Genomic DNA, 25,859 nt, shown 5'->3' with positions numbered 1-25,859 from the left:
CCCCGCTCGGGGGCCGGCCTTCCGGCGTTCCGGCCCGAGGATGCCTCTCGAGCGCGCGGATCCCTTCGGCCGGCGTCTCAGCCGGACGGTGCCTCGCCGGCGGGCGCCTCGCGGCCCGGCGCCCCGCCGGGCGCGGCACGGTTCCGCCGGCGGCGCCGGACGAGCACGACGACGAGGACCACGAGCGCGACGATCCCGATGAGGACGAGCGCGGGAATGATGATCGCGGCGAACGACAACGCGGCGGAGCCGAGGTCCTCGATCGTGCTCGTGATCGGCGCGGCGATCCCGCCGGTCGCCGCGTTGAGGACGGGCCGCGCGAGCGCCTTGACCAGGTGGACCGCGAGCGCGATCCCGGCGCCGATCGCGACGGGCACCCACTGGCCCGACGAGAGGAAGGCCTCCGGGTCGGTGACGGCGACGGTCGTCGCGGAGGTGCCGGAGCCGAACGCGATGCCGCCGGACGTCGGGCGCACGATGGTCTGGACGACGTCGTTGACGCTGTCGAGGCCGGGCACCTTGTCGGCGACGACCTCGAGCACCAGCAGCACGACGAGCACGAGCAGGACCCATTCGTTCGCGAGCCAGGCCCAGGCGGCCGGGAGCTCGACCCACCCGGTGAACCGGTCGAGCGCGCCGAGGATCACGAGCGGGATCCACGCGTTCAGGCCGGCCGCGAGCGCGAGCCCGGTCCCGGTGAGCAGTTCGAGCATCGGGATCCCTCCTCCTCGCCCGATCCTCCCACGACGCGGCGATAGGCTGGCGGCGTGTACCTGATCGGCCTCACCGGCGGCATCGCGTCCGGCAAGTCAACCGTCGCCCGCCGACTCTTCGAGCACGGTGCGATCCACATCGACGCGGACCAGCTCGCGCGGCGCGTGGTCGAGCCCGGCACGCCGGGCCTCGCCGCGGTCGTCGAGGCGTTCGGCCCGGAGATCCTCCGCGCCGACGGCACGCTCGACCGGGAGAAGCTCGGCGCACTCGCATTCGGCGATCCCGAGGCGCGCGAGCGGCTCAACGCGATCGTGCATCCCGCGGTCCGCGCGCTCTCCGGCCGGCTCATCGCCGAGGCGGGGGCCGCGGACCCCGACGCGGTCGTCGTGTACGACGTGCCGCTGCTCGTCGAAGCCCGGGTGGAGCATCCGTTCGACCTGATCGTGGTCACGGATGCCCCGCGGCGTGCGCAGCTCGCGCGTCTCGTCGACCAGCGCGGCCTCGAGCCCGCGCAGGCGGAGGCGCGCGTGGACGCGCAGGCGGACCCCGAGGAGCGACGCGCGATCGCCGACGTGGTGATCGACACCGGCGGCTCGCTCGCGCACACCATGAGCCAGGCCGACGCGCTCTGGGCGGACATCGTCGCGAAGACCCGCGCCGCCGACTGAGGATGCCCCGCCGGGCGGCGTGTCGGAGGGCGAACCTAGACTGGAACGATGGATTCGACCCGTTCCGTCCGCCCGTTCGAGGTCGTCAGCGAGTACCGGCCGAGTGGTGACCAGCCGCAGGCGATCGGGGAGCTCGCGGGGCGCATCAACGCCGGAGAAACCGACGTCGTGCTGCTCGGCGCGACCGGCACCGGCAAGTCCGCGACGACGGCGTGGCTGATCGAGCAGGTCCAGCGTCCGACGCTGGTGCTGGCCCACAACAAGACGCTCGCCGCGCAGCTGGCCACCGAGTTCCGCGAACTCATGCCGAACAACGCGGTCGAGTACTTCGTCTCCTACTACGACTACTACCAGCCCGAGGCGTACGTTCCGCAGACGGACACCTTCATCGAGAAGGATTCGTCGGTGAACGCCGAGGTCGAGCGGCTCCGGCACTCGACGACGAACTCGCTGCTGAGCCGCCGCGACGTCGTGGTGGTCTCGACGGTGTCGTGCATCTACGGCCTCGGCACGCCAGAGGAGTACCTGTCGGCGATGATGCCGCTGCAGGTCGGCCAGCGGGTGGATCGCGACTGGCTCATCCGCAAGTTCGTCTCGATGCAGTACCAGCGCAACGACGTGGACTTCTCGCGCGGGAACTTCCGCGTGCGCGGCGACACGATCGAGATCATCCCGGTCTACGAGGAGCGCGCGATCCGGATCGAGATGTTCGGCGACGAGGTCGAGGCGCTCTACAGCCTGCATCCGCTGACCGGCCAGGTCATCGAGAAGCTCGACGCGGTGCCCGTGTTCCCGGGGTCGCACTACGTCGCGTCGACCGACGTGATGCAGCGCGCGATCGGCACCATCCGCGACGAGCTCGACGAGCGCCTGCGCGAGCTCGAGCGCGAGGGCAAGCTGCTCGAGGCGCAGCGCCTGCGGATGCGCACGACCTTCGATCTCGAGATGATGGAGCAGATCGGGTTCTGCTCGGGCATCGAGAACTACTCGCGGCACATCGATCGGCGCGAAGCGGGGGAGCCGCCGCACTGCCTGCTCGACTACTTCCCGGACGACTTCCTCGTCGTCATCGACGAGTCGCACGTCACGGTCCCGCAGATCGGGTCGATGTACGAGGGCGACTCGTCGCGCAAGCGCACGCTCGTCGACCACGGGTTCCGGCTGCCGAGCGCGCTCGACAACCGCCCGCTGAAGTGGGACGAGTTCAAGGCCCGGGTGGGGCAGACGGTCTACCTCTCGGCGACGCCGGGCCGGTACGAGATGGGCGTCGCCGACGGCATCGTCGAGCAGATCATCCGCCCGACGGGCCTGGTCGACCCCGAGATCGTGGTGAAGCCGTCGAAGGGGCAGATCGACGACCTCCTGGAGGAGATCCGGCTCCGCGCGGAGCGCGACGAGCGCGTGCTCGTGACCACGCTCACGAAGAAGATGGCGGAGGAGCTCACCGCGTTCCTGACCGAGGCCGGGGTCCGCGTGCGATACCTGCACTCGGACGTCGACACGCTTCGCCGGGTCGAGCTGCTCACCGAGTTGCGCGCGGGCGTCTACGACGTCCTGGTCGGCATCAACCTGCTCCGGGAGGGACTCGACCTGCCCGAGGTGTCGCTCGTGGCGATCCTCGACGCCGACAAGGAAGGGTTCCTCCGGTCCTCGACCTCGCTAATCCAGACGATCGGCCGCGCGGCGCGCAACGTCTCCGGACAGGTGCACATGTACGCCGACGTGATGACGGACTCGATGGCGAGCGCGATCGACGAGACGAATCGCCGCCGCGAGATGCAGGTCGAGTACAACCGCGTGAACGGCATCGACCCGCAGCCGCTGCGCAAGCGCATCGCCGACATCACCGCGGTGCTCGCGCGGGAGGAGGCCGACACGGCCGAACTCCTCGCCGGGCGCGACGCGCGCCAGCGCACGCCCGTACCGATCGGGTCACGTCAGGGGATCGCGGCCGAGGGCGCGAACGACCTGGAGGAGCTCATCCGCGACCTCAACGACCAGATGCTCGAGGCCGCGGGGGAGCTGAAGTTCGAGCTCGCCGCACGGCTCCGCGACGAGGTGTCGGAGCTCAAGCGGGAACTGCGGCAGATGGAGAAGGCCGGGCACCTGGGGTGACCCGCACCCGGCGATTCGAACATCCGTTCGCTCTCGGCATGTCGGGGGTGGGCCCCGATGTCGGACGGGGTTCGTAGACTCGTATGGTGCCGATCTCACGTCTCGATGCCCACTCGCGCCTGAGCGTCCGCGGGGCGCGGGTGCACAACCTGCGCAACGTCGACGTCGAGGTCCCGCGTGACGCGATGGTGGTGTTCACCGGCCTGAGCGGGTCCGGCAAGTCGTCCCTCGCGTTCGACACGATCTTCGCCGAGGGCCAGCGCCGGTACGTCGAGTCGCTGTCCGCGTACGCCCGGCAGTTCCTCGGCCAGGTCGACCGCCCCGACGTCGACTTCATCGAGGGCCTGAGCCCCGCGGTCTCGATCGACCAGAAGTCGACGAACCGCAACCCTCGCTCGACGGTCGGCACCATCACCGAGATCTACGACTACATGCGCCTGCTCTGGGCGAGGATCGGCGTCCCGCACTGCCCCGAGTGCGGCGAGAAGATCCAGCGCCAGACCGTGCAGCAGATCGCGGACCACCTGATGGAACTGCCCGAGGGCACCCGCTACCAGGTGCTCGGTCCCGTCGTCTCGCAGAAGAAGGGCGAGTTCGTCGACCTCTTCCGCGACCTCGCGGCGCAGGGGTACACGCGGGCCGTGGTCGACGGCGAGCTGGTCCGCCTCGACGAGCCGCCGACCCTGAAGAAGCAGGTGAAGCACGACATCTCGATCGTGATCGACCGGCTCGTGGCATCCGCCGACCTCCTCGGCCGCCTCACCGACTCGCTCGAGACCGCGTTGCGGCTCACCGACGGGCTGGTGCTCGTCAACTACGTCGACCGCGAGGGCGACGACGCGTGGCAGACGTTCTCCGAGAAGCTGTCGTGCCCCAACCGGCATCCCATCGCGCTCACCGAGATCGAGCCGCGGACCTTCTCGTTCAACGCGCCGTTCGGCGCCTGCCCGGAGTGCTCGGGCCTGGGCACCCGCATGTCCGTCGACGAGGACCTCCTGATCGGCGACCCGATGGCGAGCATCACCGGCGGCGTCATCATCCCGTGGACCAGTCAGGGCAAGAGCCTCTACAACTACTACGAGAAGCTGCTCGACGGCCTCTCGCGCGACCTCGGGTTCTCGCTCGACACCCCGTGGCGCGACCTGCCGCCGAAGGCGCGCCAGGCCGTGCTCCACGGCGAGAACTTCGAGGTCAAGGTCCGCTGGCGCAACCGCTACGGGCGCGAGATGAGCTACACCTCCGGCTTCGAGGGCGTCGTGCCGTACATCGAACGCCAGTACGCGCAGGCTGAGACCGACGTGCAGCGCGCGCGGTGGGCCGAGTACCTGCGCGAGGTGCCGTGCCCGGTCTGCGAGGGCAAGCGGCTGAAGCCCGAGGTGCTCTCGGTCCTCATCCACGAGCACAGCATCGCGGACGTCGGGCTGCTGAGCCTCACCGATGCCCGTTCGTTCATGGACCGACTCCAGCTCACCGACCGCGAGCAGGCGATCGCCGCGCAGGTGCTCCGCGAGATCAAGCTCCGACTCGACTTCCTGATTCGGGTCGGCCTGAGCTACCTCGATCTCGCGCGCGCAGCCGGCACGCTCTCGGGCGGCGAGGCGCAGCGGATCCGGCTCGCGACGCAGATCGGCTCCGGCCTGACCGGCGTGCTCTACGTGCTCGACGAGCCGAGCATCGGCCTCCACCAGCGAGACAACCGGCGCCTGATCGACACGCTCGTCGCGCTGCGCGACCTCGGCAACACCCTCATCGTCGTCGAGCACGACGAGGACACCATCCGGACCGCGGACTGGATCGTCGACATCGGCCCGGGTGCGGGCGTGAACGGCGGGACCGTCGTCCACTCGGGCAGCTACGCCGACCTGCTGAAGAACGCGCACTCGCTCACGGGCGACTACCTCGCCGGTCGACGCGAGATCGCGATCCCGGCGACGCGACGACCGGTCGACGCCGACCGGATCATCCGCGTCGAGGGGGCGGCGGCGAACAACCTCAAGCACGTCGACGCGGAGTTCCCGCTCGGCACGTTCACGGCCGTCACCGGCGTGAGCGGCTCGGGCAAGTCGTCGCTCGTGAACGACATCCTGTACCGCGTACTCGCCAACCGGCTGAACGGCGCCCGCAAGGTGCCCGGCCGGCACCTGCGCGTGACCGGGCTCGACCTGCTCGACAAGGTCGTGCACGTCGACCAGGCGCCGATCGGGCGCACGCCGCGATCGAACCCCGCGACCTACACGGGCGTCTTCGACCGCATCCGCACGCTGTTCTCCGAGACGGTGGAGGCGAAGGCGCGCGGCTACCTGCCCGGCCGGTTCAGCTTCAACGTCAAGGGCGGTCGCTGCGAGGCGTGCGCGGGCGACGGCACGATCAAGATCGAGATGAACTTCCTGCCCGACGTGTACGTCGCCTGTGAGGTGTGCGGCGGCCAGCGGTACAACCGCGAGACCCTGCAGGTCCACTACAAGGGCAAGAACATCGCCGAGGTCCTCGAGATGCCGATCAGCGAGGCCGCCGAGTTCTTCGAGCCGATCTCCGCGATCCACCGCTACCTGAAGACGCTCGTCGACGTCGGGCTGGGCTACGTGCAGCTCGGGCAGAGCGCCACGACCCTCTCGGGCGGCGAGGCGCAGCGCGTGAAACTGGCGACCGAGCTCCAGCGGCGCTCGAACGGCCGGAGCGTCTACGTGCTCGACGAGCCGACGACCGGACTCCACTTCGAGGACGTGCGCAAGCTCCTCAAGGTGCTCGGCAAGCTCGTCGACAAGGGCAACACGGTCATCGTCATCGAGCACAACCTCGACGTGATCAAGTCCGCCGACTGGCTCATCGACCTGGGGCCCGAGGGCGGCTCCGGAGGCGGCACGATCGTCGCGACAGGCACGCCCGAGCAGGTCGCCCGCAACCACGACAGCCACACGGGATACTTCCTCCGAGAGATCTTCGACGGGGGCGAGGCCCGCGCCGAGGTCGCCAGCTGACGATGGCCGACACCGTCCCCTATCGTCCGAAGGCGGGCGAGATCCCGACCGCGCCCGGCGTCTACCGCTTCCGCGACGCCGACCGCCGCGTGCTCTACGTCGGCAAGGCGAAGAACCTGCGCGCGCGGCTCTCGAACTACTTCGCACCGCTCCACACGCTCCACGAGCGCACGCGGCGCATGGTGACGAGCGCCGCGTCCGTCGAGTGGACGGTCGTCGCGAACGACGTCGAGGCGCTCCAGCTCGAGATCACGTGGATCAACGACCTCAAGCCGCCGTTCAACGTGCGCTTCAAGGACGACAAGTCGTACCCGTACCTCGTCGTCACGCTCGCGGAGGAGGCGCCGCGCGCGATGGTGTCGCGCAAGCGAGGCATCCGCGGCGCCCGGTACTTCGGCCCGTACCCGAAGGTGTGGGCGGTGAACGACACGCTCGAGACGATGTTGAAGCTGTTCCCGATCCGCACCTGCAAGGACAGCGACTACCGGCGCGCGATGGCGACCGGCAAGCCCTGCTTCGCAGGCCAGATCGGTCGCTGCTTCGGCCCGTGCTCCGGGCGCGTGAGCATCGAGGAGCACCGCGAGAACGTCGACCGCTTCGTGGCGTTCATGCAGAACCAGGACCGCCGGATCATCGCCGACCTCGAGCGCGAGATGCGCGCGGCCGCCGCGGTGCAGGATTACGAAACCGCCGCCCGGCGGCGCGACCAGCTGCAGGCGGCGACGGCGTTCTTCGAGAAGAGTGCGATGGTGCTCGGCGAGCACGTCGACCTCGACGTCTTCGGGATCGACCACGACGAGCTGGCGGCGGCGGTCCACCTCTTCGTCGTTCGCGGCGGCCGCGTCCGAGGCGTGCGGAGCTGGACCGTCGACAAGGAGCTCGACGTCCCGCTGGGCGAGCTCGTCGACTCGGTCCTGCAGAACGCCTACACCGACGGCATCCGTCCGCCCGGCGAGGTCGTCGTGCCCGAGCTGCCCGACGACGCCGAGGCGGTCGAGGGGTGGCTCGGCGGGCTCGCCGGACGCAAGGTGCGGCTGCGCGTCGCGCAGCGCGGCGACAAGGCCGCGCTGCTCGAGACGGCGCACCAGAACGCCAAGCAGGAGCTGATGCTCGCCAAGACCCGGCGCAGCGCCGACTTCACGACCCGCTCGCGCGCCCTCGAGGACATCCAGGAAGCGCTCGGCATGCCGGATGCCCCGCTGCGCATCGAGTGCTTCGACGTGTCCCACCTGTCCGGGACCAACATCGTCGCCTCGATGGTCGTGTTCGAGGACGGGCTGCCCCGGAAGGACGAGTACCGGCGGTTCACGATCGCGTCGTCGACCGACGACACCGACTCGCTGCACCAGGTCCTCACCAGGCGGCTGGCCTACCTCGCGAACGCGCCGGCCGCCGAACCCGAACCCGATCCGGCCGAGCCGCAGTCCGGGCCCGCCGCGCGCGCGAAGTTCGCGTACCGCCCGAACCTGCTCGTCGTCGACGGCGGCCGGCCTCAGGTCGAGGCGGCCTGGCGGGCACTGCGCGAATCGGGCGTGCAGGGGATCTCGCTCTGCGGCATCGCGAAGCGCCTCGAGGAGATCTGGACGCCGGAGTCGGACTTCCCGGTCATCCTCCCGCGCAACTCGGACGCCCTCTTCCTCTTCCAGCGCGTCCGGGACGAGGCGCACCGGTTCGCGATCACCCACCAGCGCCAACGGCGCAAGCGCGACATCGGCTCGATGCTCGGCGAGATCCCGGGCCTCGGCCCGGCCCGCGTGAAGGAGTTGCTCCGGCACTTCGGGTCGGTGACGAAGCTCCGCGCGGCCGGCGTCGAGGAGATCGCGGAGGTCAAGGGGATCGGCCCGACGCTCGCCGCGGCGATCCACGCACGCCTGAGCACGAAGACGGAGGCCCGGGTAGGCTGAGGATCGCGGAAAGGGGCTCGACCGATGGGTGATGACGACGCACAGGAGATGCTCATCGTCACCGGCATGTCGGGTGCGGGTCGCTCCACCGCGGCCGACGCGCTCGAGGACCTCGGCTGGTACGTCGTCGACAACCTGCCGCCGCAGATGCTCCGCCCGCTCGTCGAGCTCGTCGAACGCGCCGGCGCGACGCTGCCCCGGATCGCGGCCGTCGTCGACATCCGCGGTGGTGACTTCTTCGCCGAGATCCAGGACATCGTGCAGGCGCTGCGGAGCGGCGTGAACGTGCGGGTCATGTTCCTCGACGCATCCGACGCCGTCCTCGTCCGCCGGTTCGAATCGGTGCGTCGGCCGCACCCGCTCCAGGGCGACGGGACGATCCTCGACGGCATCGTCGCCGAGCGGACCAGGCTCGCTGCCATCCGCGAGACGAGCGACATCATCGTCGACACGTCGGAGCTGAACATCCACCAGCTCGCGACCCTCGTCACCGACTCCTTCGCTGAGGCGGGGCACACGGGGGTGCGCGTCACGGTGCTCAGCTTCGGCTTCAAGTACGGGCTCCCGCCGGACGCCGACCTCGTCGTGGACGCGCGGTTCCTGCCGAACCCGTTCTGGATCCCCGAGTTGCGCCAGCTCACGGGGGAGGACCCGAGCGTCGCCGACTACGTGCTCGCGCAGCCCGGGGCATCCGAGTTCATCGCGGCCTACTCGGCCGCGCTCGCGCCCGTGCTCGCGGGGTACCAGCGCGAGAACAAGCGGCACGCGACGATCGCGGTCGGATGCACCGGTGGCAAGCACCGCTCGGTCGCGATCGCGCGCGAGCTCGCCCGCCGCCTCGGCGAACTGCCGGGCGTCGGGGTGAGCGTGAAGGACCGCGACCTCGGTCGCGAGTGACGACTCGGCCGGCCGCCCGCGCTTCGGGCTGCCGGTCGACATTGCAGGCAAGGAAACAGATGGGAACGACCACGTGGCATTGACCGCCGATGTGAAGGAAGAGCTCGCCCGAGTCGAGGTCTCGAAGACGAGCGTCCGGGCAGCCGAACTCGCCTCGATCCTCCGGTTCGCCGGCGGACTGCACATCATCTCCGGACGCATCGCGATCGAGGCGGAGCTCGATTCGCCCACGATCGCCAAGCGCGTGACGCGCGACCTCGGCGAACTCTACGGCGTGCGACCGGACGTCTCGGTCGTGCCGGCCGCGGGCCTGCGGCGCCAGAACCAGTTCCTCATCCGGGTGCTCGACGGCGGCGAGACGCTCGCGCGCCAGACGGGCCTGCTCGACGGGCACCGACGACCCGTGCGGGGTCTGCCGAACAAGCTGACGACGGGTTCGATCGCGGAGATCGCAGCCGTCTGGCGCGGGGCGTTCCTCGCGCACGGCGGCCTGACCGACCCTGGTCGCTCGGCTGCGCTCGAGGTGACCTGCCCCGGCAACGAGACCGCGATGGCGCTCGTCGGCGCGGCCGGTCGGCTGGGGGTGTCGGCGAAGGCGCGCGAGGTCCGCGGGGTGCACCGCGTCGTCATCCGGGACGGCGAGGCGATCAGCGCGATGCTCGCGCGCATGGGCGCGACCGCGACGGTCCGCAGCTGGGAGGAACTCCGGCAGCGGCGCGAGGTGCGCGCGACGGCGAACCGGCTCGTGAACTTCGACGACGCGAACCTCCGCCGCAGTGCGCAGGCGGCGGTCGCGGCCTGCGCGCGCGTCGAGCGCGCGATGGAGATCCTCGGCGACGACATCCCCACGCACCTCCGCTACGCGGGCGAACTGCGCCTGGCGCATCGCGACGCGAGCCTCGACGAGCTCGGGCACCACGCGGATCCGCCCATGACGAAGGACGCCGTCGCCGGGCGCATCCGCCGACTCCTCGCGATGGCCGACAAGCGGGCAGCCGAGCTCGACGTGCCCGGCACCGAATCGAACCTGCCTGCCGATCTCGACGTGTGACGACGGCGTGACGTTCTCCGGCGACCCGGCCGGGGTACGGGCATAGACTCGGAGACGGCCTCGGTGCGGGCCGGCGTCCGCCGGCTCCCGGGGGCATCCACGAAGGAGAAGGAATGGCTGACTACACCCTCCCTGAGCTCGCCTACGATTACTCGGCCCTCGAGCCGGCGATCAGCGGCACGATCATGGAGCTGCACCACTCGAAGCACCACCAGGCCTACGTGACGGGCGCCAACACCGCCCTCGCACAGCTCGCAGAGGCCCGCGAGACCGGCAACCTCGCGAACGTCAACAAGCTCGAGAAGGACCTCGCGTTCAACCTCGGCGGACACGTGAACCACTCGATCTTCTGGACCAACCTCTCACCGGACGGCGGCGACAAGCCGACCGGCGAACTGGCTGCCGCGATCGACGACCAGTTCGGCTCGTTCGACGCGTTCCAGGCCCACTTCACGGCGGCGGCGCTCGGCGTGCAGGGCTCCGGGTGGGCGGTGCTCGCCTGGGACTCGATCGGCGAGCGCGTGCTCGTGTTCCAGTTCTTCGACCAGCAGGGCAACCTGCCCGCGGGCATCGTGCCGCTGCTCCTGCTCGACGTGTGGGAGCACGCGTACTACCTCGACTACAAGAACGTGCGCGCCGACTACGTGAAGGCGTTCTGGACGATCGTCGACTGGGCGAACGTCCAGCAGCGGCTCGAAACCGCCCGAGTGAAGACGGCGGGCCTGCTGCTACTGTCGTAACCGGGGGACTGGCGCCGCGTGCGCGCGCCGCTCGCGGCGCCATCGCCCGTGTTCATCGCTTCACCGCGCTGACGCGCGCCGTCGCATTGGAGACTCCGTGTCCGTAAAGATCGGTATCAACGGGTTCGGCCGAATCGGCCGAAACTACTTCCGCGCCGCACTCGCCCAGGGCGCGGACATCGAGGTCGTCGCCGTGAACGACCTCACCGACAACAAGACCCTCGCGCACCTGCTCAAGTACGACTCGATCGTCGGCCGCCTCGACGCGACCGTCGAGTACGACGACGAGAACCTCATCGTCGACGGGCACAAGATCCGCGCCCTCGAGGTGCGCGACCCGGCCGAGCTGCCCTGGGCCGAGCTCGGCGTCGACATCGTGATCGAGTCGACGGGTCGGTTCACCAAGGGTCCCGATGCGCGCAAGCACATCGCGGCGGGTGCGAAGAAGGTGCTGATCTCGGCGCCGGGCACGGACATCGACGGCACGTTCGTCCTCGGCGTGAACGAGGACACGTACGACCCGGCGACCCAGCACATCATCTCGAACGCGTCCTGCACGACGAACTGCCTCGCGCCGCTGGCGAAGGTGTTCAACGACGCGTTCGGCATCGAGAGCGGTCTCATGACCACGGTGCACGCGTACACCGCGGACCAGAACCTGCAGGATGCCCCGCACAGCGACCTCCGTCGTGCGCGGGCGGCCGCGCTCAGCATCATCCCGACCTCGACCGGCGCCGCGAAGGCGATCGGCCTGGTCATCCCCGAGCTGCAGGGCAAGCTCGACGGCTTCGCGCTGCGCGTGCCGGTGCCGACGGGGTCGATCACCGACCTCACGGTGATCCCGACCCGCGTGCCGACGGTCGACGAGATCAAGGCCGCCTACAAGGCGGCGGCCGAGGAAGGCCCCCTGAAGGGCTACCTGAAGTACACCGAGGACCCGATCGTGTCGGCCGACATCGTCACCGACTCCTACTCGTCGATCTTCGACGCGGGCCTCGTGAAGGTGCTCGGCGACCAGGTCAAGATCACCTCGTGGTACGACAATGAGTGGGGCTACTCGTGCCGACTCGTGGACCTCACGGAGTTCGTGGCCGAGCGCCTCTGAAATGGAGAATCAGTGACACTGCGAACGATCGATTCACTCGGTCCGCTCGCCGGCAAGCGCGTCGTCGTCCGATGCGACCTCAACGTTCCTCTCAAGGACGGGGTCATCACGGACGACGGGCGCGTGCGGGCATCCATCCCCACCATCCGGGCCCTCACGTCGCAGGGTGCGCGCGTGATCGTGGTCTCGCACCTCGGGCGTCCCGAGGGCGCGCCGGACCCGAAGTACAGCCTCGCGCCGGCCGCCGTGCGGCTCGGCGAACTGCTGGAGGCCCCGGTCGCGCTCGCGTCGGACACGGTGGGTCCGGACGCCGAGGCGAAGGTGGCGGCGCTCGGGGACGGCGAGGTGCTCGTCCTCGAGAACCTGCGCTTCAACCCGGGCGAGACCAGCAAGGACGGGGCGGAGCGTCGTGCGTTCGCCGAGCAGCTCGCGGCGTTCGCCGATGCGGTCGTCTCCGACGGCTTCGGCGTCGTGCACCGCAAGCAGGCGAGCGTGTGGGACCTCGAGCAGCTCCGGCCGAGCGCCGCGGGCCTGCTCATCGCCGCTGAGCTCGACGTGCTCGACCGCCTGACCGAGTCGCCCGAGCGGCCGTACGCGGTGGTGCTCGGCGGCTCCAAGGTGTCCGACAAGCTCGGCGTGATCGCGCACCTGCTGCCGCGGGTCGACACGCTCCTGATCGGCGGTGGGATGCTGTTCACGTTCCTCGCCGCGAAGGGGCACCCGGTCGGCTCGAGCCTGCTCGAGGCCGACCAGATCGAGACCGTTCGGGGCTACCTCGCGAAGGCGGAGGAGCTCGGGGTCGACATCGTGCTGCCCACGGACATCGTGGTTGCCGCGTCGTTCTCGGCCGACGCCGAGCACGTCGTGACCACGGCGGAGGCCATCGAGGAGACGCCGTTCGGCGCATCCGGCCTCGGCCTCGACATCGGTCCGGAGACGGCGGCGGCGTTCGCCGAGCGGATCCGCGGGTCGAAGACCGTCTTCTGGAACGGCCCGATGGGCGTGTTCGAGCTGGCTCCCTTCGCAGCGGGCACGCGCGCGATCGCCGGGGCCCTCACCGAGACGGAGGGCCTGAGCGTCGTGGGCGGGGGCGACTCCGCGGCGGCCGTGCGCCAGCTCGGCTTCGCAGACGACGCCTTCGGGCACATCTCGACGGGCGGCGGCGCGAGCCTCGAGTTCCTCGAGGGCAAGAAGCTCCCCGGCCTGGAGGTCCTCGGATGGCAGTGAATCGCACCCCGTTCATCGCGGGGAACTGGAAGATGAACCTCGACCACCTGCAGGCGATCGCGCTCGTGCAGAAGCTGGCGTTCGCGCTGGCCGAGGCCAAGCACGACCCCGCCGACGCCGAGGTGGCCGTGTTCCCGCCCTTCACCGACCTCCGCAGCGTGCAGACGCTCGTGGACGCCGACCGGCTCCCGATCGCCTACGGCGGCCAGGATGTCTCGTCGCACGACTCGGGCGCGTACACGGGCGAGATCTCGGGGGCGTTCCTCGCGAAGCTCGGCGCCCGGTACGTCATCATCGGGCACTCCGAGCGGCGCACGCTGCACGCCGAGTCCGACGAGCTCGTGAACGCCAAGGTGCTCGCGGCGCAGAAGCACGGGATCGTCCCCGTGCTGTGCGTCGGAGAGACCGCGGAGGACCTCGAGGCGCACGGCGCGAGCGCCGTGCCGGTGGCCCAGCTCCGGCGGGCGCTCGAGGGCGTCGACCCGGCCAAGGAGATCGTCGTCGCCTACGAGCCGGTCTGGGCCATCGGCTCGGGCCAGGCCGCGACGCCCGAACAGGCGCAGCAGGTCGGGGCGGCGCTCCGCGCGGTCCTGGCCGAGGTGCTCGGACCCGACGTGGCAGCGTCGACGCGCATCCTCTACGGCGGATCCGTGAAGTCCTCCAACATCGCGTCGTTCCTGCGCGAGCCGGATGTCGACGGTGCGTTGGTCGGCGGGGCGAGCCTCGACGTCGACGAGTTCTCGGCGATCGTGCGGTTCAAGAAGCACGTCGGAGCCTGACGCGCTCCGGAGCCCGACGGGCTCCGTGACGTGACCTGCGGGGTCCCGGCCTGACGGCCGGGGCCCCGCCTCTTGGCTATACTCGAAAGTCGGCACGGTACTCCGCCGTGCCCGGAAAGGTTCACCGTGGATATTCTCCAGGTCATCCTGCAGGTGCTGCTCGGCCTCACGAGCCTCCTGCTGACGCTGCTCATCCTGCTGCACAAGGGCCGCGGCGGCGGCCTGTCGGACATGTTCGGCGGCGGTATGACGTCGAGCCTCGGGGCATCCGGCGTGGCCGAGCGAAACCTGAATCGCATCACCATCATCCTCGGGCTCGTGTGGATCGGGTGCATCGTCGCACTCGGCCTGATCACGAAGTTCGACGCCGGAATCTGACGAGGGGACACGGAGCATGGTCTCTGGCAACAGCGCGATCCGCGGCTCCCGAGTGGGCGCCGGGCCGATGGGGGAGCAGGACCGCGGGGTCCATGCCGACCGCGTCGCCGTGAGCTACTGGGACGCCAAGGGGAACGAGACGATCCGCTACTTCGCGGCGAACCTCCCGGAGGACGAGATCCCCGACGTCATCGACAGCCCGTCGACCGGCCTGCCGGCCGGTCGCGACCGCGAGAACCCGCCGTCGGTCGCGAAGACCGAGCCGTACAAGACGCACCTGGCGTACGTGAAGGAGCGGCGGACCGAGGAGGAAGCGGAGACGCTCCTCGACGAGGCGATCCAGCAGCTGCGCGCCCGCCGCGGCACCGCGACGCCCTCGGAGTAGGCGTCCGTCGCACGTATGCGAAGAGGGGCCGATCGGTGAACACCGATCGGCCCCTCTTCGCGTTGCCTGCGTGGCCGGTCCGCCACCGCCCGGGTCAGTAGTCGGGATCGATGAGCGCGGCCGGCACCTCGGCCGCGGCGTCCCGGTCGACGAAGAAGACCGTGCGCTTGCGCCCCTTGATCCCGGCGACGGGGACTTCCTCCCGACTGGCGCCCGCGAGGGCCAGCCCGAGCGCGGATGCCTTGTCGGCGCCCGCGAGCACGAACCAGACGCGCTGCGACGCGTTCAGCACCGGCCGGGTGAGGCTGAGCCGCTCGGGCGGCGGCTTCGGGGAGTTCCGGACGGCGATGACCGTCCGGTCGACGACCTCGATGCCCGCGCGGTGCGGGAAGAGGGACGCGATGTGCCCGTCCGGCCCGACCCCGAGGAACGTGATGTCGAAGCTCGGGTGCGCCTGGCCGTCCGTGCCCCACTCCGCCAGTTCCGCCGCGTAGCGGACGGCGGCCTCGTCGAGATCGAGGTCGCCGTCCGCTGCCGGGAACGGGTGGAGGTTCGCGTCGGGCAGGTCGAGGTCGTCGAGCAGCGCGTCGTGCGACAGGCGATCGTTCCGATCCTCGTGGCCCGCGGGAACCCACCGTTCGTCGCCCCACCAGAAGTGCACGCGGCTCCAGTCGAGGGAGGTGCGCGCCGGCGAGGCGGCGACGGCTTCGAGGACCGCGGACCCCATGCTCCCGCCCGTGAGGGCGACGTGCACGATCGGCTGGTCGTCGAGGAGGTCGAGCGTCTTCGTGAGGAATCGCGCCGCGACCGCCCCCGCGAGGCCGGCCTTGTCGGGATGCACCAGCACGCGCCGCTCGTTCGTCATCGTCCCGCGCCCTCCGACGCCGACGTCGCCAGGGCCGCGAGGCCCTTCGTGATGACCTCACCGTACAGCTCGTCCGGGTCGAGTCGACGCAGCTCGTCCGCCAGGCAGTCGCGCAGGTTCCGGCGCGGCAGCGCCAGGTCGTGCACGGGCTGCCCCGGCTGGGTGAGCGTCGCCACGCCCGGCACGTCGCGGATGAGGCGGATCGTGCCGGGTTCGCGGTCGAGCTCGACGCCGTGGATCCCGTTCGAGCCCAGCTCGATCGGGTTCAGCCCGCAGTGGGTCGCCGCGCCGAGCTGCATGTGCAGCCATGCGGCGAGGAGCGTGGTCGACGGCGAGTCGATCGCTCCCGACACGCGCACGCCCGTCACGGGTGCGTACGGCGGCTGGTCGAGCACCGCGGCCAGCTGCGCACGCCACAGCGTGAGCCGCGTCCAGGCGAAGTCGGCGTCCCCGGGGAGATAGGAGTCCGCGAGGGCGTGGATCGCGGCCTGCGGGTCCGGCTGCGCCGAGGCATCCGTGATCCGTCGCTGCGCGAGGCGGCCGAGGGGCGATCGTCCGGGAACCGCGGGAGCGGTGCGCGGCCACCAGGTGACCACCGGCGCATCCGGCAGGAGCAGGCCCATGACGAGGGATTCCTCGTCGACGGCCGCCGCGCCGTAGGCGCGAAGGAGGATGACCTCGCTCGCGCCGGCGTCGCCGCCGACGCGGATCTGCGCGTCGACGCGCGCCTCGAGGTCGCCCTGCTCGGGCTCGGTGGCGACGACGATCACCCGCATCGGGTGCTCGCGGGAGGCGTCGTTCGCGGCCTCGATCGCCTCCTCCTCCTGGCCGGTCTCGGTCGCGATGATGAGCGTGAGCACGCGCCCGAGGGCGACCGCACCGCCCTCTTCACGGATCTTGACGAGGGCCTTGGACACCTGGCTGATGGTGGTGTCGGGCAGGTCGACGATCATGGGCGCCTCCAACTGCGTCCGTCGCGGGCGAGGAGTTCATCGGCGGATGCCGGGCCCCAGGTGCCGGGCCGGTACTGCTCGGGCGCGCCCTGCGTCTCCCAGAACTCCTCGATCGGGTCGAGGATCTTCCAGCTGAGCTCGACTTCCTCCTGGCGGGGGAAGAGGGGCGGGTCGCCGAGCAGGACGTCGAGGATGAGTCGCTCGTACGCCTCGGGGCTCGCCTCGGTGAACGCGTGGCCGTAGCCGAAGTCCATCGTGACGTCGCGCACCTGCATGCCCGCACCCGGGACCTTCGAGCCGAAGCGGATGGTCACGCCCTCGTCGGGCTGGACGCGGATCACGAGGGCGTTCTGCCCGAGCTGCTGCGTGTGGCTGTCCTCGAAGAGCTGCTGCGGCGCGCGCTTGAACACGACCGCGATCTCGGTCACGCGACGCCCCAGGCGCTTGCCGGCGCGCAGGTAGAACGGCACGCCCGCCCATCGGCGGGTGCCGATCTCGAGCTTCAGCGCGGCGTACGTCTCGGTCGTGGACTGGGGGTTCATCCCGTCCTCGTCGAGGAATCCGACGACCTTCTCGCCTCCCTGCCAGCCGCCCGAGTACTGCCCGCGCGCGGTGCTCGCGGCGAGGTCCTCGGGAAGCCGCACCGCGGCGAGGATCTTCTCCTTCTCGGCGCGGAGCGCCGCGGCGTCGAAGGAGATCGGCTCCTCCATCGCGGTGAGCGCGAGCAGCTGCAGCAGGTGGTTCTGGATGACGTCGCGTGCCGCGCCGATGCCGTCGTAGTAGCCGGCACGGCCGCCCACGCCGATGTCCTCGGCCATGGTGATCTGCACGTGGTCGACGTGGTTCGCATTCCAGATGGGCTCGTAGAGCTGGTTGGCGAACCGGAGCGCCAGGATGTTCTGGACCGTCTCCTTGCCGAGGTAGTGGTCGATGCGGAACACCGAGTCCGGCGGGAACACCGACGCGACGACGTCGTTCAGCTCGCGCGCGGTCTTGAGGTCGCTGCCGAACGGCTTCTCGATGACCACGCGTCGCCACTGGCCCTCGGGCTGCTCGGTGAGCCCCGAGCGCTTCAGCTGCGACACGACCTCCGGGAACGACTTCGGCGGGATCGACAGGTAGAACGCGTGGTTGCCCATCGTCCCGCGCTCGACGTCGAGCCGCTCGACCGTCTCTCGGAGCTGGTCGAAGGCCGCGGGATCGTCGAACGTGCCCGAGACGAACCGGATGCCCTGTGCGAGCTGCTTCCAGACGTCCTCGCGGAACTCGGTCCGGGCGTACTGCTTGACGGAGTCGTGGACGACCCTCGCGAAGTCCTCGTCCTCCCAGTCGCGCCGGGCGAAGCCGACCAGCGCGAACCCCGGGGGCAGGAGCCCCCGGTTCGCGAGGTCGTAGACCGCGGGCATGAGCTTCTTCCGCGAGAGGTCGCCGGTGACGCCGAAGAGGATGAGGCTCGACGGGCCGGCGATGCGATTGAGGCGGTAGTCCTTGGATGACCTGAGGGGATTGTTCCCCGCACTGATCTCTGCAGGCATACGCGGGCCGCGCCTCAGCCGATCGCTTCGACGACGGTCGCGAGCTGCGCGCCCGGATCGGTGAGCGTCAGCGTCAGGACCGGGCGGCCGTGCTCGGCGAGCACGCTCGCGTCGCCGGAAGCCTGTGCCGCGATCAGCTGGCCGAACGTGAACGGCCGTTCGGGGATCTCGAGGTCGGCGTCCGACTTCGCGACGAGCTGCAGGAACACGCCGACGGCGGGGCCGCCCTTGTGGAACTGGCCGGTCGAGTGCAGGAAGCGCGGACCCCAGCCGAACGTCACCGGCCGACCCGAGCGGGCCGCGAGCAGGTCGCGCAGCTCGGCGAAGCCCGGGTGCGCGACGCGGTCGACGTAGGCCTGGATCGACAGGTACCCGTTCGCGGGGAGCTCCTCCAGGAGCACCTCGATCGCCGAGGCGAGGTCGCTCGACGCGCCGATGACCTCGGGCGTGCCGCGGACCTCGATGCCGTCCGCGACGAACGCGGCGGGCTCGGGCTCGGGGCGCGCGTCGAGGAGGCCGCGCGCGGCGATCTTGGCGGACTCGACGTCGGGCTGGTCGAACGGGTTGATCCCGAGGAGTCGGCCCGCGACCGCGGTCGCGTACTCCCAGCCGAGCAGCTGCGCGCCGAGGGAGCCGGAGACGTGGATCTCGCCGGACCCATGACGGGCGTAGACGTGCTCGCCCGCGTCGTCGACGAGACGGACGACCTGGACGTCGGCGAGGCCCGCGGAGACCTCGGGGGAGTCGGCGTCGAGGACGACGGGCAGGAGCCCGGTCCCCTCCTTGCCGGTCGACTCGGCGATGAGCTGTTCGGCCCAGTCGGCGAAGCCGACGAGGTGCGTCCCGTCCGCGACGATCGCGAGCTTGTCGCGCAGCGGCGTCGTCGCGGCGATGGCGGCACCGAGCACGAGGCCCGGGTTCGTCTCGTCGTCGATCGCGAGCAGGAGCGAGACCGCCTCGGCCTCGTCGAGGATCTCGGCGATGTCGACACCCGCGAGGCCGGACGGCACGAGGCCGAACGCGGTGAGCGCCGAGTAGCGGCCGCCCACGTTCGGGTCGGCGTTGAATACCCGGTAGCCCGCCTCGCGCGCCGACTGGTCGAGCGGCGAGCCCGGGTCGGTGACGACGACGATGCGCTCGCGCGGGTCGATGCCGGCGGCGCGGAACGCCGCCTCGTACGCGCGGCGCTGGCTGTCGGTCTCGACGGTCGAGCCCGACTTCGACGACACGACGAGCACGGTCTCGGCGATCCGGTCCTCGAGCGCGGCCCGGACCTGGCCCGGGTCGGTCGAGTCGAGCACGGTCAGCTCGATGCCGCTGGTGCCGGTGATGACCTCGGGCGCGAGCGACGAGCCGCCCATGCCGCCGAGCACGACGTGCGTGACGCCGGCGGCGCGGAGCTCGTCGCGCAGCGCGAGGATCTCGGGGACGAGCGGACGCGAGACCGACACGGCCTCGGTCCAGCCGAGGCGCTTGGACGCCTCGTCCTCGGCCGCGGGCCCCCACAGGGCCGGGTCGAGCGCGGTGATCCCGGAGGCGACGCGGTCGGCGACGAGCGTCGGGAGGACGCGACGGACCGCGTCGGCGGCGTCGCCGCTGACGGAGACGCGGAAGCTCATCGCGCCGACTCCAGCGCCGTACGGACGGTGTCGAGCAGCTCGTGCCACGAGACGATGAACTTCTCGACGCCCTCGCGCTCGAGCAGCGCGGTCACGTCGTCGTAGTCCACGCCGAGGCCGGCCAGGGCGTCGAGGACCGCGCCCGCATCCGCGTAGTTGCCGGTCACGGTGTCACCCTCGACGACGCCGTGGTCGAACGTCGCCTCGAGCGTCTTCTCGGGCATCGTGTTGACGATGCCGGCCGCGACGAGCTCGGTCACGTAGAGCGTGTCGGGCAGCGACGGGTCCTTGACGCCGGTCGAGGCCCAGAGCGGACGCTGGCGGTTCGCACCGGCCGCGAGCAGGGCCTGCGCGCGCTCGCCCGCGAACTGCTGCTCGAAGAGCTCGTACGCGAGACGCGCGTTCGCGACGCCGGCCTTCGACTTCAGCGCGATGGCCTCGTCGGTGCCGATCGCCTCGAGGCGCTTGTCGATCTCGGTGTCGACGCGCGACACGAAGAACGAGGCGACCGAGTGGATCGTCGACAGGTCGATGCCGGCGGCCTTCGCCTGCTCGAGGCCGGCGAGGTAGGCCTCGATGACCTGGCGGTAGCGCTCGAGGCTGAAGATCAGCGTCACGTTCACGCTGATGCCGGCGCCGATGACCTCGCGGATCGCGTCGAGGCCCTCGACCGTCGCGGGGATCTTGATCATCGCGTTCGGGCGGTCGACGGTCGCCCAGAGGGCCTTGGCCGACTCGATCGTGCCCGCGGCGTCGTGCGCCAGGTCGGGCGCGACCTCGATCGACACGCGGCCGTCGAGTCCGCCGCTGCGGTCGAAGACCGGACGGAAGACGTCGGACGCCGCGCGGACGTCGTCGGTCGTGATCGTGAAGACGGCCTCGTCGACGCTCGCGCCGGCGGCGGCGAGTTCGTGGACCTGGTCGCGGTACGACTCGCCGTTCGACAGTGCGCCGGCGAAGATCGTCGGGTTGGTGGTCACGCCGACGACGTCGCGGTCGGCGATCAGGCGCTCGAGTCCGCCGCTGCGGATGCGCTCACGGGACAGGTCGTCGAGCCAGATGCTCACGCCCGCGGCCGACAGTGCGGCGGTGGGGGTGGTCGATGCGGTGCTGGTGGTGCTGGACATGTTCGTGGATCTCCTTCTGCTCGCCTGGGACTAGGCGGCGAGCGATTCCTTCGCGGCGGCGACGACGGCCTCGGCCGTGATGCCGAACTCGCGGAACAGGGTCTTGTAGTCGGCGGAGGCGCCGAAGTGCTCGATCGACACCGCACGGCCGCGCGTGCCGAGGTAGCGGTACCAGGTGAGCCCGAGGCCCGCCTCGACCGAGACGCGCGCGGTGACCGCGGCCGGGAGGACCGACTCGCGGTAGGCGGCGTCCTGCTCCTCGAACCACTCGAGGCTCGGAGCCGACACGACACGGGCGTGCACGCCCTCGGCTGCGAGCTGCTCGCGGGCGGCCAGGGCCAGCTGCACCTCCGAGCCGGTCGCGATGAGGATCACGTCGGGCCGGCCCGACGCCGCCTCGGCGAGCACGTAGGCGCCCTTCGAGACGTTCGACGCGGCCGCGAGCGTGTCGCCGGATGCCTCGCCCTCGCCGCGCTCGAACACCGGGATGTTCTGGCGGGTCAGCGCGATGCCGGCCGGCTCGTGGCGCCGCTTGAGGATCTCGAGCCAGGCGTGGGAGACCTCGTTCGCGTCCGCGGGGCGGACGACGGTGAGGCCCGGGATGGCCCGGAGCGTCGACAGCTGCTCGATCGGCTGGTGGGTCGGTCCGTCCTCGCCGAGGGCGACCGAGTCGTGCGTCCAGACGAAGACGCTCGGCACCTTCATGAGGGCGGCGAGCCGGACGGCCGGTCGCATGTAGTCGCTGAAGATGAGGAACGTGCCGCCGAACGGGCGGGTCGGGCCGTGGAGGGCGATGCCGTTGAGGATCGCGGCCATGGCGTGCTCGCGGATGCCGAAGTGGAGGACGCGACCGGACGGGTTGCCGCTGAACTCGTGCGTCGACCACTGCTCGGGGATGAAGGAGGCCGCGCCGTTGATCGTGGTCAGGTTCGACTCGGCGAGGTCGGCCGAGCCGCCCCAGAACTCGGGGAGGACGCCGGCCAGGGCGTTGATGACCTTGCCGGACGCCGCGCGCGTCGACACCTCGGTGCCGCCGTCGAAGACCGGCAGGGCCGCCTCGATGTCGGCGGGCAGCTCGCCCGCGAGCAGGCGGTCGAGCAGGGCCTTGCGCTCGGGGTTCGCCGCGGCCCACGCGTCGAACGACGACTGCCACTCGGCCTGGGCCGCCGCACCGCGCTCGAGCGCGCCGCGGGTGTGGGCGATGACGTCCTCGGCGACGACGAAGGACTGCTCCGGGTCGAAGCCGAGCACCTCCTTGGTCGCGGCGAGCTCGGCCGCGCCCAGCGCGGAACCGTGGATCTTGCCGGAGTTCTGCTTGCCGGGCGACGGCCAGCCGATGATCGTCTTCAGGATGATGATCGAGGGCTTCGAGGTCTCGCCCTTGGCGCGCTCGATCGCGGCGTGGAGCTCGGCGACGTCCTCGACGTACTCGCCGGTCCGCTTCCAGTCGACGGTCTGCACGTCCCAGCCGTACGCGGCGTACCGCTCGGCGACGTTCTCGGTGAACGCGATGTTCGTGTCGTCCTCGATCGAGATCTGGTTCGAGTCGTAGATCACGACGAGGTTGCCGAGCTGCTGGTGGCCGGCGAGCGAGGATGCCTCGCTCGTCACGCCCTCCTGGAGGTCGCCGTCGCCCGCGACGACGTAGACGAAGTGGTCGAACGGGCTCTCGCCGGCCGGGGCATCCGGGTCGAACAGGCCGCGCTCGAAGCGCGACGCGTAGGCGAAGCCGACCGCCGATGCGAGGCCCTGCCCGAGCGGGCCCGTGGTGATCTCGACGCCGGCCGTGTGGCCGTACTCGGGGTGACCGGGGGTCTTCGATCCCCACGTGCGCAGCGCCTTCAGGTCGTCGAGCTCGAGGCCCGACCCTTCCAGGTACAGCTGCACGTACTGGGTGAGCGACGAGTGCCCGGCCGAGAGGATGAACCGGTCGCGCCCGAGCCAGGCGTGGTCGCCGGGGTTGCGGCGCATCACCTTCTGGAAGAGCAGGTACGCGGCCGGAGCGAGGCTCATCGCCGTGCCGGGGTGGCCGTTGCCGACCTTCTCGACCGCATCCGCGGCCAGGATTCGGGCCGTGTCCACCGCACGATCGTCGATCGGTTCCCACTGCAGAGTCACCACGAGGTTGTCGTTCCTTCCGGTCATGGCGATTGGCCGGGGACCTTCTGCCCCCGACCTCGGATGCGCGGTGGAGCCGGCAGCGGCTCGTGGGCGTCGTTTGGATGGCACCACGAACATGCGCCGCCTGGCGCGCCCTCCCAGTATAGGAACTCCACGAAGCGGCGGACCCGAGACTGTGACGGGGAATGACTCACGCGGGAGCGGCCGCCCGGGTGAGCATCCGGCCATACGGATGTAACAGCGGATCAGGTTCGCCGTCGACGGGGGAGGGGACTGCGGCGCCGCAGAGCCGCCCGCCCGATGGCCTAGACTCGATGGGGGTTCCGCGCAGCGGTCGATGGTTCCGCGCGCCCCCGGAAGAGGAACGATGCAGGCAACCGTAGAGACTCGTGAGGCATCCCCTGCCGCAACCCTTCGGCGGAAGACCCGGGCCTACGTCGCGCTCACGAAGCCGCGCGTCATCGAGCTCCTCCTCGTCGTCACGGCGCCGACCATGGTCCTCGCCGCGAACGGCCTCCCCGGCTTCTGGCTCGTCGTCGCGACCCTGATCGGCGGCGCCATGAGCGCCGGCTCCGCCGGGGCGTTCAACTGCTACATCGACCGCGACATCGACCGCGTGATGAAGCGCACGAAGAACCGGCCGCTCGTGACGGGCGAGCTCACCGACCGCGAGGCGCTCGTGTTCGCCTGGGCCCTCGGGGCGGCATCCATCGCCTGGCTCTGGGTGTTCACCAACTGGGTCGCCGCCGCGCTGTCGCTGGCCGCGATCCTGCTCTACGTCGTCTTCTACAGCCTCATCCTGAAGCGCCGGACGGCGCAGAACATCGTGTGGGGCGGCATCGCGGGCTGCATGCCCGTGCTCATCGGCTGGGCCGCGGTCACCGGCAGCCTCGACTGGGCGCCGGTCATCCTGTTCCTCATCATCTTCCTGTGGACGCCGCCGCACTACTGGCCGCTCTCGATGAAGTACAAGGACGACTACGCGGCGGCCAACGTCCCGATGCTCGCGGTCGTGCGCGGTCGTGCGCAGGTCGGCCTCCAGGTCATCCTCTACGCGTGGGCGACGGTCGCGTGCTCGCTGCTGCTCATCCCGGTCGCCGACATGGGGCTGCTCTACACGGCGGTCGCGATCGTCTCGGGCGGATGGTTCATCTACGAGACGCACCGGCTCTACGCCCTCGCGATCCGCCACGAGGAGGTCTCGCCGATGCGCGTCTTCCACGGGTCGATCGTGTACCTCTCGCTCCTGTTCCTCGCGGTCGGCATCGACCCGCTCCTGCCCTTCTGACGCCGAGCGTCATCCGCCTCGCCGGCCGGCCGGCCGTGCGTCATGCTGGAGGCGTGAGCGGTGCGAGCGGCGACGGGTGGGTCGCGGGTCCGGACGGACAACGGTACTGGGGCAGGTACGGCGCGGCAGGCCTGCTCGCCATCAGCCCGGACCGGGAGATCCTGCTGCAGCATCGCGCCGAATGGAGTCACTTCGGCGGCACCTGGGGCATCCCCGGCGGCGCGCGGCACGAGGACGAGAGCGCGATCGAGGCGGCCGTCCGCGAGGCGGAGGAGGAGGCCGGTGTCCCGGCCGACGCGCTCGCGGTGCGGTTCAGCACGGTGCTCGACCTCGGCTACTGGTCGTACACGACCGTCGTGGCCGACGCGACCCGTCGCTTCGAGCCGGTGATCGCCGACGCCGAGAGCATCGAGCTGCGCTGGATCCCGTTCGAGGAGGTCGGCGACCTGGCGCTGCATCCCCGGTTCGCCGAGTCGCTGCCCGGCCTGCTCGAGCGGATCCGCACCGCGTCCTGACGCGCCGGCGCCGGCGCCAGCGCGCGGCGCCGGCGACCGGGTCAGACGGGCTGGTGGGCCTCGACGTCGGCCGGGCTGCGGCGCGGGAACCACGGCACGAGCGCCGACGTGCGGCGACGGTACGCCTCGTACTCCGGATACCTCGAGCGCGAGATGCCCTCCGTGAATGCGGTCGAGCCGAGGAACAGGAGGGTGAGCAGCAGCGCGCCGACCTGGGTCCAGTGCAGCCAGACCCCGGTCGCGCTGACCGCGAACCCGGCGAACACCCACCACTGCGCCTGCTCGAAGAAGAAGTTCGGGTGGCGCGAGATGCGGAACAGGCCCTCCTGGAGGAAGCCGGGGCGCGGAACCCGCCCGGCCTCGCGCTCGGCGGCCTTCCAGAGGTGGAACCGCCACTGCTGCTGGTCGGCGACGGTCTCGCCGACCAGGAACGCGAGGAACAGCGCCGCGAGGGCGAGGTCCCAGCCGCCGAGCGCCGCGGTCCCGCCGGCGGCGGTGAAGGCGGGCAGGCAGAACGCGAGGATGAGCGCGTTCTGGTAGATCGAGATGAACCCGAGGTTGAACCAGGCGAACGCGCGCGGCGACATCCGCTCCCGGAGGACCGCCCACCGGTAGTCCTCGCCGCCGGGGCGGTAGCCGCCCTTCCGGGCGAAGTTGAAGGTGAGCCGGATGCCCCACAGCGTCACGAGCGTCGCCATGAGCAGGAGCCGCGGCGAGAGGTCCGCGGCGGCGAACACCCACACGTAGGCGACCGGCGCGATCGACCAGATGCGATCGACCCACGAGTACTCGTGCGTGACGACGGAGGCGAGCCAGGTGGCGGCGGTGATCGCGCCGCACAGCGCGAGACACACGAGCAGGGGGTCCATGGGCGGCATTCTATGGCTGGCTAGGA

The 25,859-nt window shown here is 70.8% G+C and carries 22 protein-coding genes; 14 read left to right on the top strand and 8 right to left on the bottom strand.

Features of this window, described 5'->3' with window-relative positions; genetic code table 11:
* Positions 1 to 77: 77 nt before the first annotated feature.
* Entirely contained in the window at positions 78 to 713 is a 636-nt protein-coding gene (locus tag ACDF64_RS15170; RefSeq protein WP_394552192.1) for a DUF4126 domain-containing protein, read from the bottom strand.
* Positions 714 to 767: 54 nt separating this feature from the next.
* On the opposite strand from ACDF64_RS15170, the gene coaE reads away from it, so the two are divergent.
* The 12 genes from coaE (at position 768) to ACDF64_RS15110 (ending at position 14,941) form a co-directional block, all read left to right on the top strand.
* Positions 768 to 1,382, top strand: coding sequence for a dephospho-CoA kinase (coaE, locus tag ACDF64_RS15165; protein ID WP_394552191.1), 615 nt, complete (start codon positions 768 to 770; stop codon positions 1,380 to 1,382).
* Positions 1,383 to 1,430: 48 nt separating this feature from the next.
* Entirely contained in the window at positions 1,431 to 3,497 is a 2,067-nt protein-coding gene (uvrB, locus tag ACDF64_RS15160; RefSeq protein WP_394552190.1) for an excinuclease ABC subunit UvrB, read from the top strand.
* Positions 3,498 to 3,583: 86 nt separating this feature from the next.
* A complete protein-coding gene (uvrA, locus tag ACDF64_RS15155; protein ID WP_394552189.1) occupies positions 3,584 to 6,475 on the top strand; it encodes an excinuclease ABC subunit UvrA in 2,892 nt (963 codons plus the stop codon).
* A 2-nt stretch (positions 6,476 to 6,477) separates the two neighbouring features.
* Positions 6,478 to 8,379, top strand: a complete 1,902-nt coding sequence (uvrC, locus tag ACDF64_RS15150; protein ID WP_394552188.1) for an excinuclease ABC subunit UvrC — start codon at positions 6,478 to 6,480, stop codon at positions 8,377 to 8,379.
* A 24-nt stretch (positions 8,380 to 8,403) separates the two neighbouring features.
* A complete protein-coding gene (rapZ, locus tag ACDF64_RS15145; protein WP_394552187.1) occupies positions 8,404 to 9,276 on the top strand; it encodes an RNase adapter RapZ in 873 nt (290 codons plus the stop codon).
* Positions 9,277 to 9,349: 73 nt separating this feature from the next.
* On the top strand, positions 9,350 to 10,327 hold the full coding sequence (whiA, locus tag ACDF64_RS15140) for a DNA-binding protein WhiA (protein ID WP_394552186.1): 978 nt from the start codon (positions 9,350 to 9,352) through the stop codon (positions 10,325 to 10,327).
* 113 nt (positions 10,328 to 10,440) lie between these two features.
* A complete protein-coding gene (locus ACDF64_RS15135) occupies positions 10,441 to 11,067 on the top strand; it encodes a superoxide dismutase (protein WP_394552185.1) in 627 nt (208 codons plus the stop codon).
* A 97-nt stretch (positions 11,068 to 11,164) separates the two neighbouring features.
* Positions 11,165 to 12,172, top strand: a complete 1,008-nt coding sequence (gap, locus tag ACDF64_RS15130) for a type I glyceraldehyde-3-phosphate dehydrogenase (protein WP_394552184.1) — start codon at positions 11,165 to 11,167, stop codon at positions 12,170 to 12,172.
* Between the two features lie 12 nt (positions 12,173 to 12,184).
* Complete coding sequence (locus tag ACDF64_RS15125) at positions 12,185 to 13,399, top strand: phosphoglycerate kinase (protein ID WP_394552183.1); 1,215 nt, start codon at positions 12,185 to 12,187, stop codon at positions 13,397 to 13,399.
* Positions 13,390 to 14,178 carry a triose-phosphate isomerase gene (gene tpiA, locus ACDF64_RS15120; protein ID WP_394552182.1) on the top strand — a complete coding sequence of 263 codons (789 nt, stop codon included), beginning with the start codon at positions 13,390 to 13,392 and terminating at the stop codon, positions 14,176 to 14,178. The genes ACDF64_RS15125 and tpiA overlap by 10 nt, the downstream gene beginning before the upstream one ends.
* Positions 14,179 to 14,304: 126 nt before the next feature.
* Positions 14,305 to 14,556, top strand: coding sequence for a preprotein translocase subunit SecG (secG, locus tag ACDF64_RS15115; RefSeq protein WP_394552181.1), 252 nt, complete (start codon positions 14,305 to 14,307; stop codon positions 14,554 to 14,556).
* A gap of 16 nt (positions 14,557 to 14,572) precedes the next feature.
* Positions 14,573 to 14,941 (top strand): RNA polymerase-binding protein RbpA, encoded by a 369-nt coding sequence (locus ACDF64_RS15110; RefSeq protein WP_394552180.1) that lies wholly within the window; start codon positions 14,573 to 14,575, stop codon positions 14,939 to 14,941.
* 94 nt (positions 14,942 to 15,035) lie between these two features.
* Here ACDF64_RS15110 and pgl read toward each other — a convergent pair whose 3' ends face one another.
* The 6 genes from pgl to tkt are packed head-to-tail and all read right to left on the bottom strand — an operon-like array spanning position 15,036 to position 23,185.
* Positions 15,036 to 15,806 carry a 6-phosphogluconolactonase gene (gene pgl / locus ACDF64_RS15105; protein WP_394552179.1) on the bottom strand — a complete coding sequence of 257 codons (771 nt, stop codon included), beginning with the start codon at positions 15,804 to 15,806 and terminating at the stop codon, positions 15,036 to 15,038.
* Positions 15,803 to 16,759, bottom strand: coding sequence for a glucose-6-phosphate dehydrogenase assembly protein OpcA (locus ACDF64_RS15100; protein ID WP_394552178.1), 957 nt, complete (start codon positions 16,757 to 16,759; stop codon positions 15,803 to 15,805). Before ACDF64_RS15100 ends, pgl begins: the two co-directional genes overlap by 4 nt.
* Positions 16,756 to 18,294, bottom strand: a complete 1,539-nt coding sequence (gene zwf / locus ACDF64_RS15095) for a glucose-6-phosphate dehydrogenase (protein WP_394552176.1) — start codon at positions 18,292 to 18,294, stop codon at positions 16,756 to 16,758. Before zwf ends, ACDF64_RS15100 begins: the two co-directional genes overlap by 4 nt.
* 14 nt (positions 18,295 to 18,308) lie before the next feature.
* The gene (locus tag ACDF64_RS15090) at positions 18,309 to 19,913 is read right to left on the bottom strand and encodes a glucose-6-phosphate isomerase (RefSeq protein ID WP_394552175.1); all 1,605 of its coding nucleotides are present in this window, start codon (positions 19,911 to 19,913) and stop codon (positions 18,309 to 18,311) included.
* The gene (tal, locus tag ACDF64_RS15085) at positions 19,910 to 21,040 is read right to left on the bottom strand and encodes a transaldolase (RefSeq protein ID WP_394552173.1); all 1,131 of its coding nucleotides are present in this window, start codon (positions 21,038 to 21,040) and stop codon (positions 19,910 to 19,912) included. Before tal ends, ACDF64_RS15090 begins: the two co-directional genes overlap by 4 nt.
* A 30-nt stretch (positions 21,041 to 21,070) precedes the next feature.
* A complete protein-coding gene (gene tkt / locus ACDF64_RS15080) occupies positions 21,071 to 23,185 on the bottom strand; it encodes a transketolase (RefSeq protein ID WP_394552172.1) in 2,115 nt (704 codons plus the stop codon).
* Positions 23,186 to 23,528: 343 nt separating this feature from the next.
* Here tkt and ACDF64_RS15075 point away from each other — a divergent pair, with 343 nt between their 5' ends.
* Together ACDF64_RS15075 and ACDF64_RS15070 are read left to right on the top strand one after the other, a co-directional pair.
* Positions 23,529 to 24,449 carry a heme o synthase gene (locus tag ACDF64_RS15075; RefSeq protein WP_394552171.1) on the top strand — a complete coding sequence of 307 codons (921 nt, stop codon included), beginning with the start codon at positions 23,529 to 23,531 and terminating at the stop codon, positions 24,447 to 24,449.
* A gap of 53 nt (positions 24,450 to 24,502) precedes the next feature.
* Positions 24,503 to 24,964 carry an NUDIX domain-containing protein gene (locus ACDF64_RS15070; RefSeq protein ID WP_394552170.1) on the top strand — a complete coding sequence of 154 codons (462 nt, stop codon included), beginning with the start codon at positions 24,503 to 24,505 and terminating at the stop codon, positions 24,962 to 24,964.
* A 41-nt stretch (positions 24,965 to 25,005) separates the two neighbouring features.
* Here ACDF64_RS15070 and ACDF64_RS15065 read toward each other — a convergent pair whose 3' ends face one another.
* Positions 25,006 to 25,833 carry a DUF1295 domain-containing protein gene (locus ACDF64_RS15065; protein ID WP_394552169.1) on the bottom strand — a complete coding sequence of 276 codons (828 nt, stop codon included), beginning with the start codon at positions 25,831 to 25,833 and terminating at the stop codon, positions 25,006 to 25,008.
* Positions 25,834 to 25,859: the final 26 nt, after the last annotated feature.

This window comes from Agromyces sp. MMS24-JH15, assembly GCF_043518605.1.
GTDB lineage: Bacteria > Actinomycetota > Actinomycetes > Actinomycetales > Microbacteriaceae > Agromyces.
Note: the sequence above shows the minus strand (reverse complement) of the source record. Positions and strands in the feature narration are given on the sequence as shown.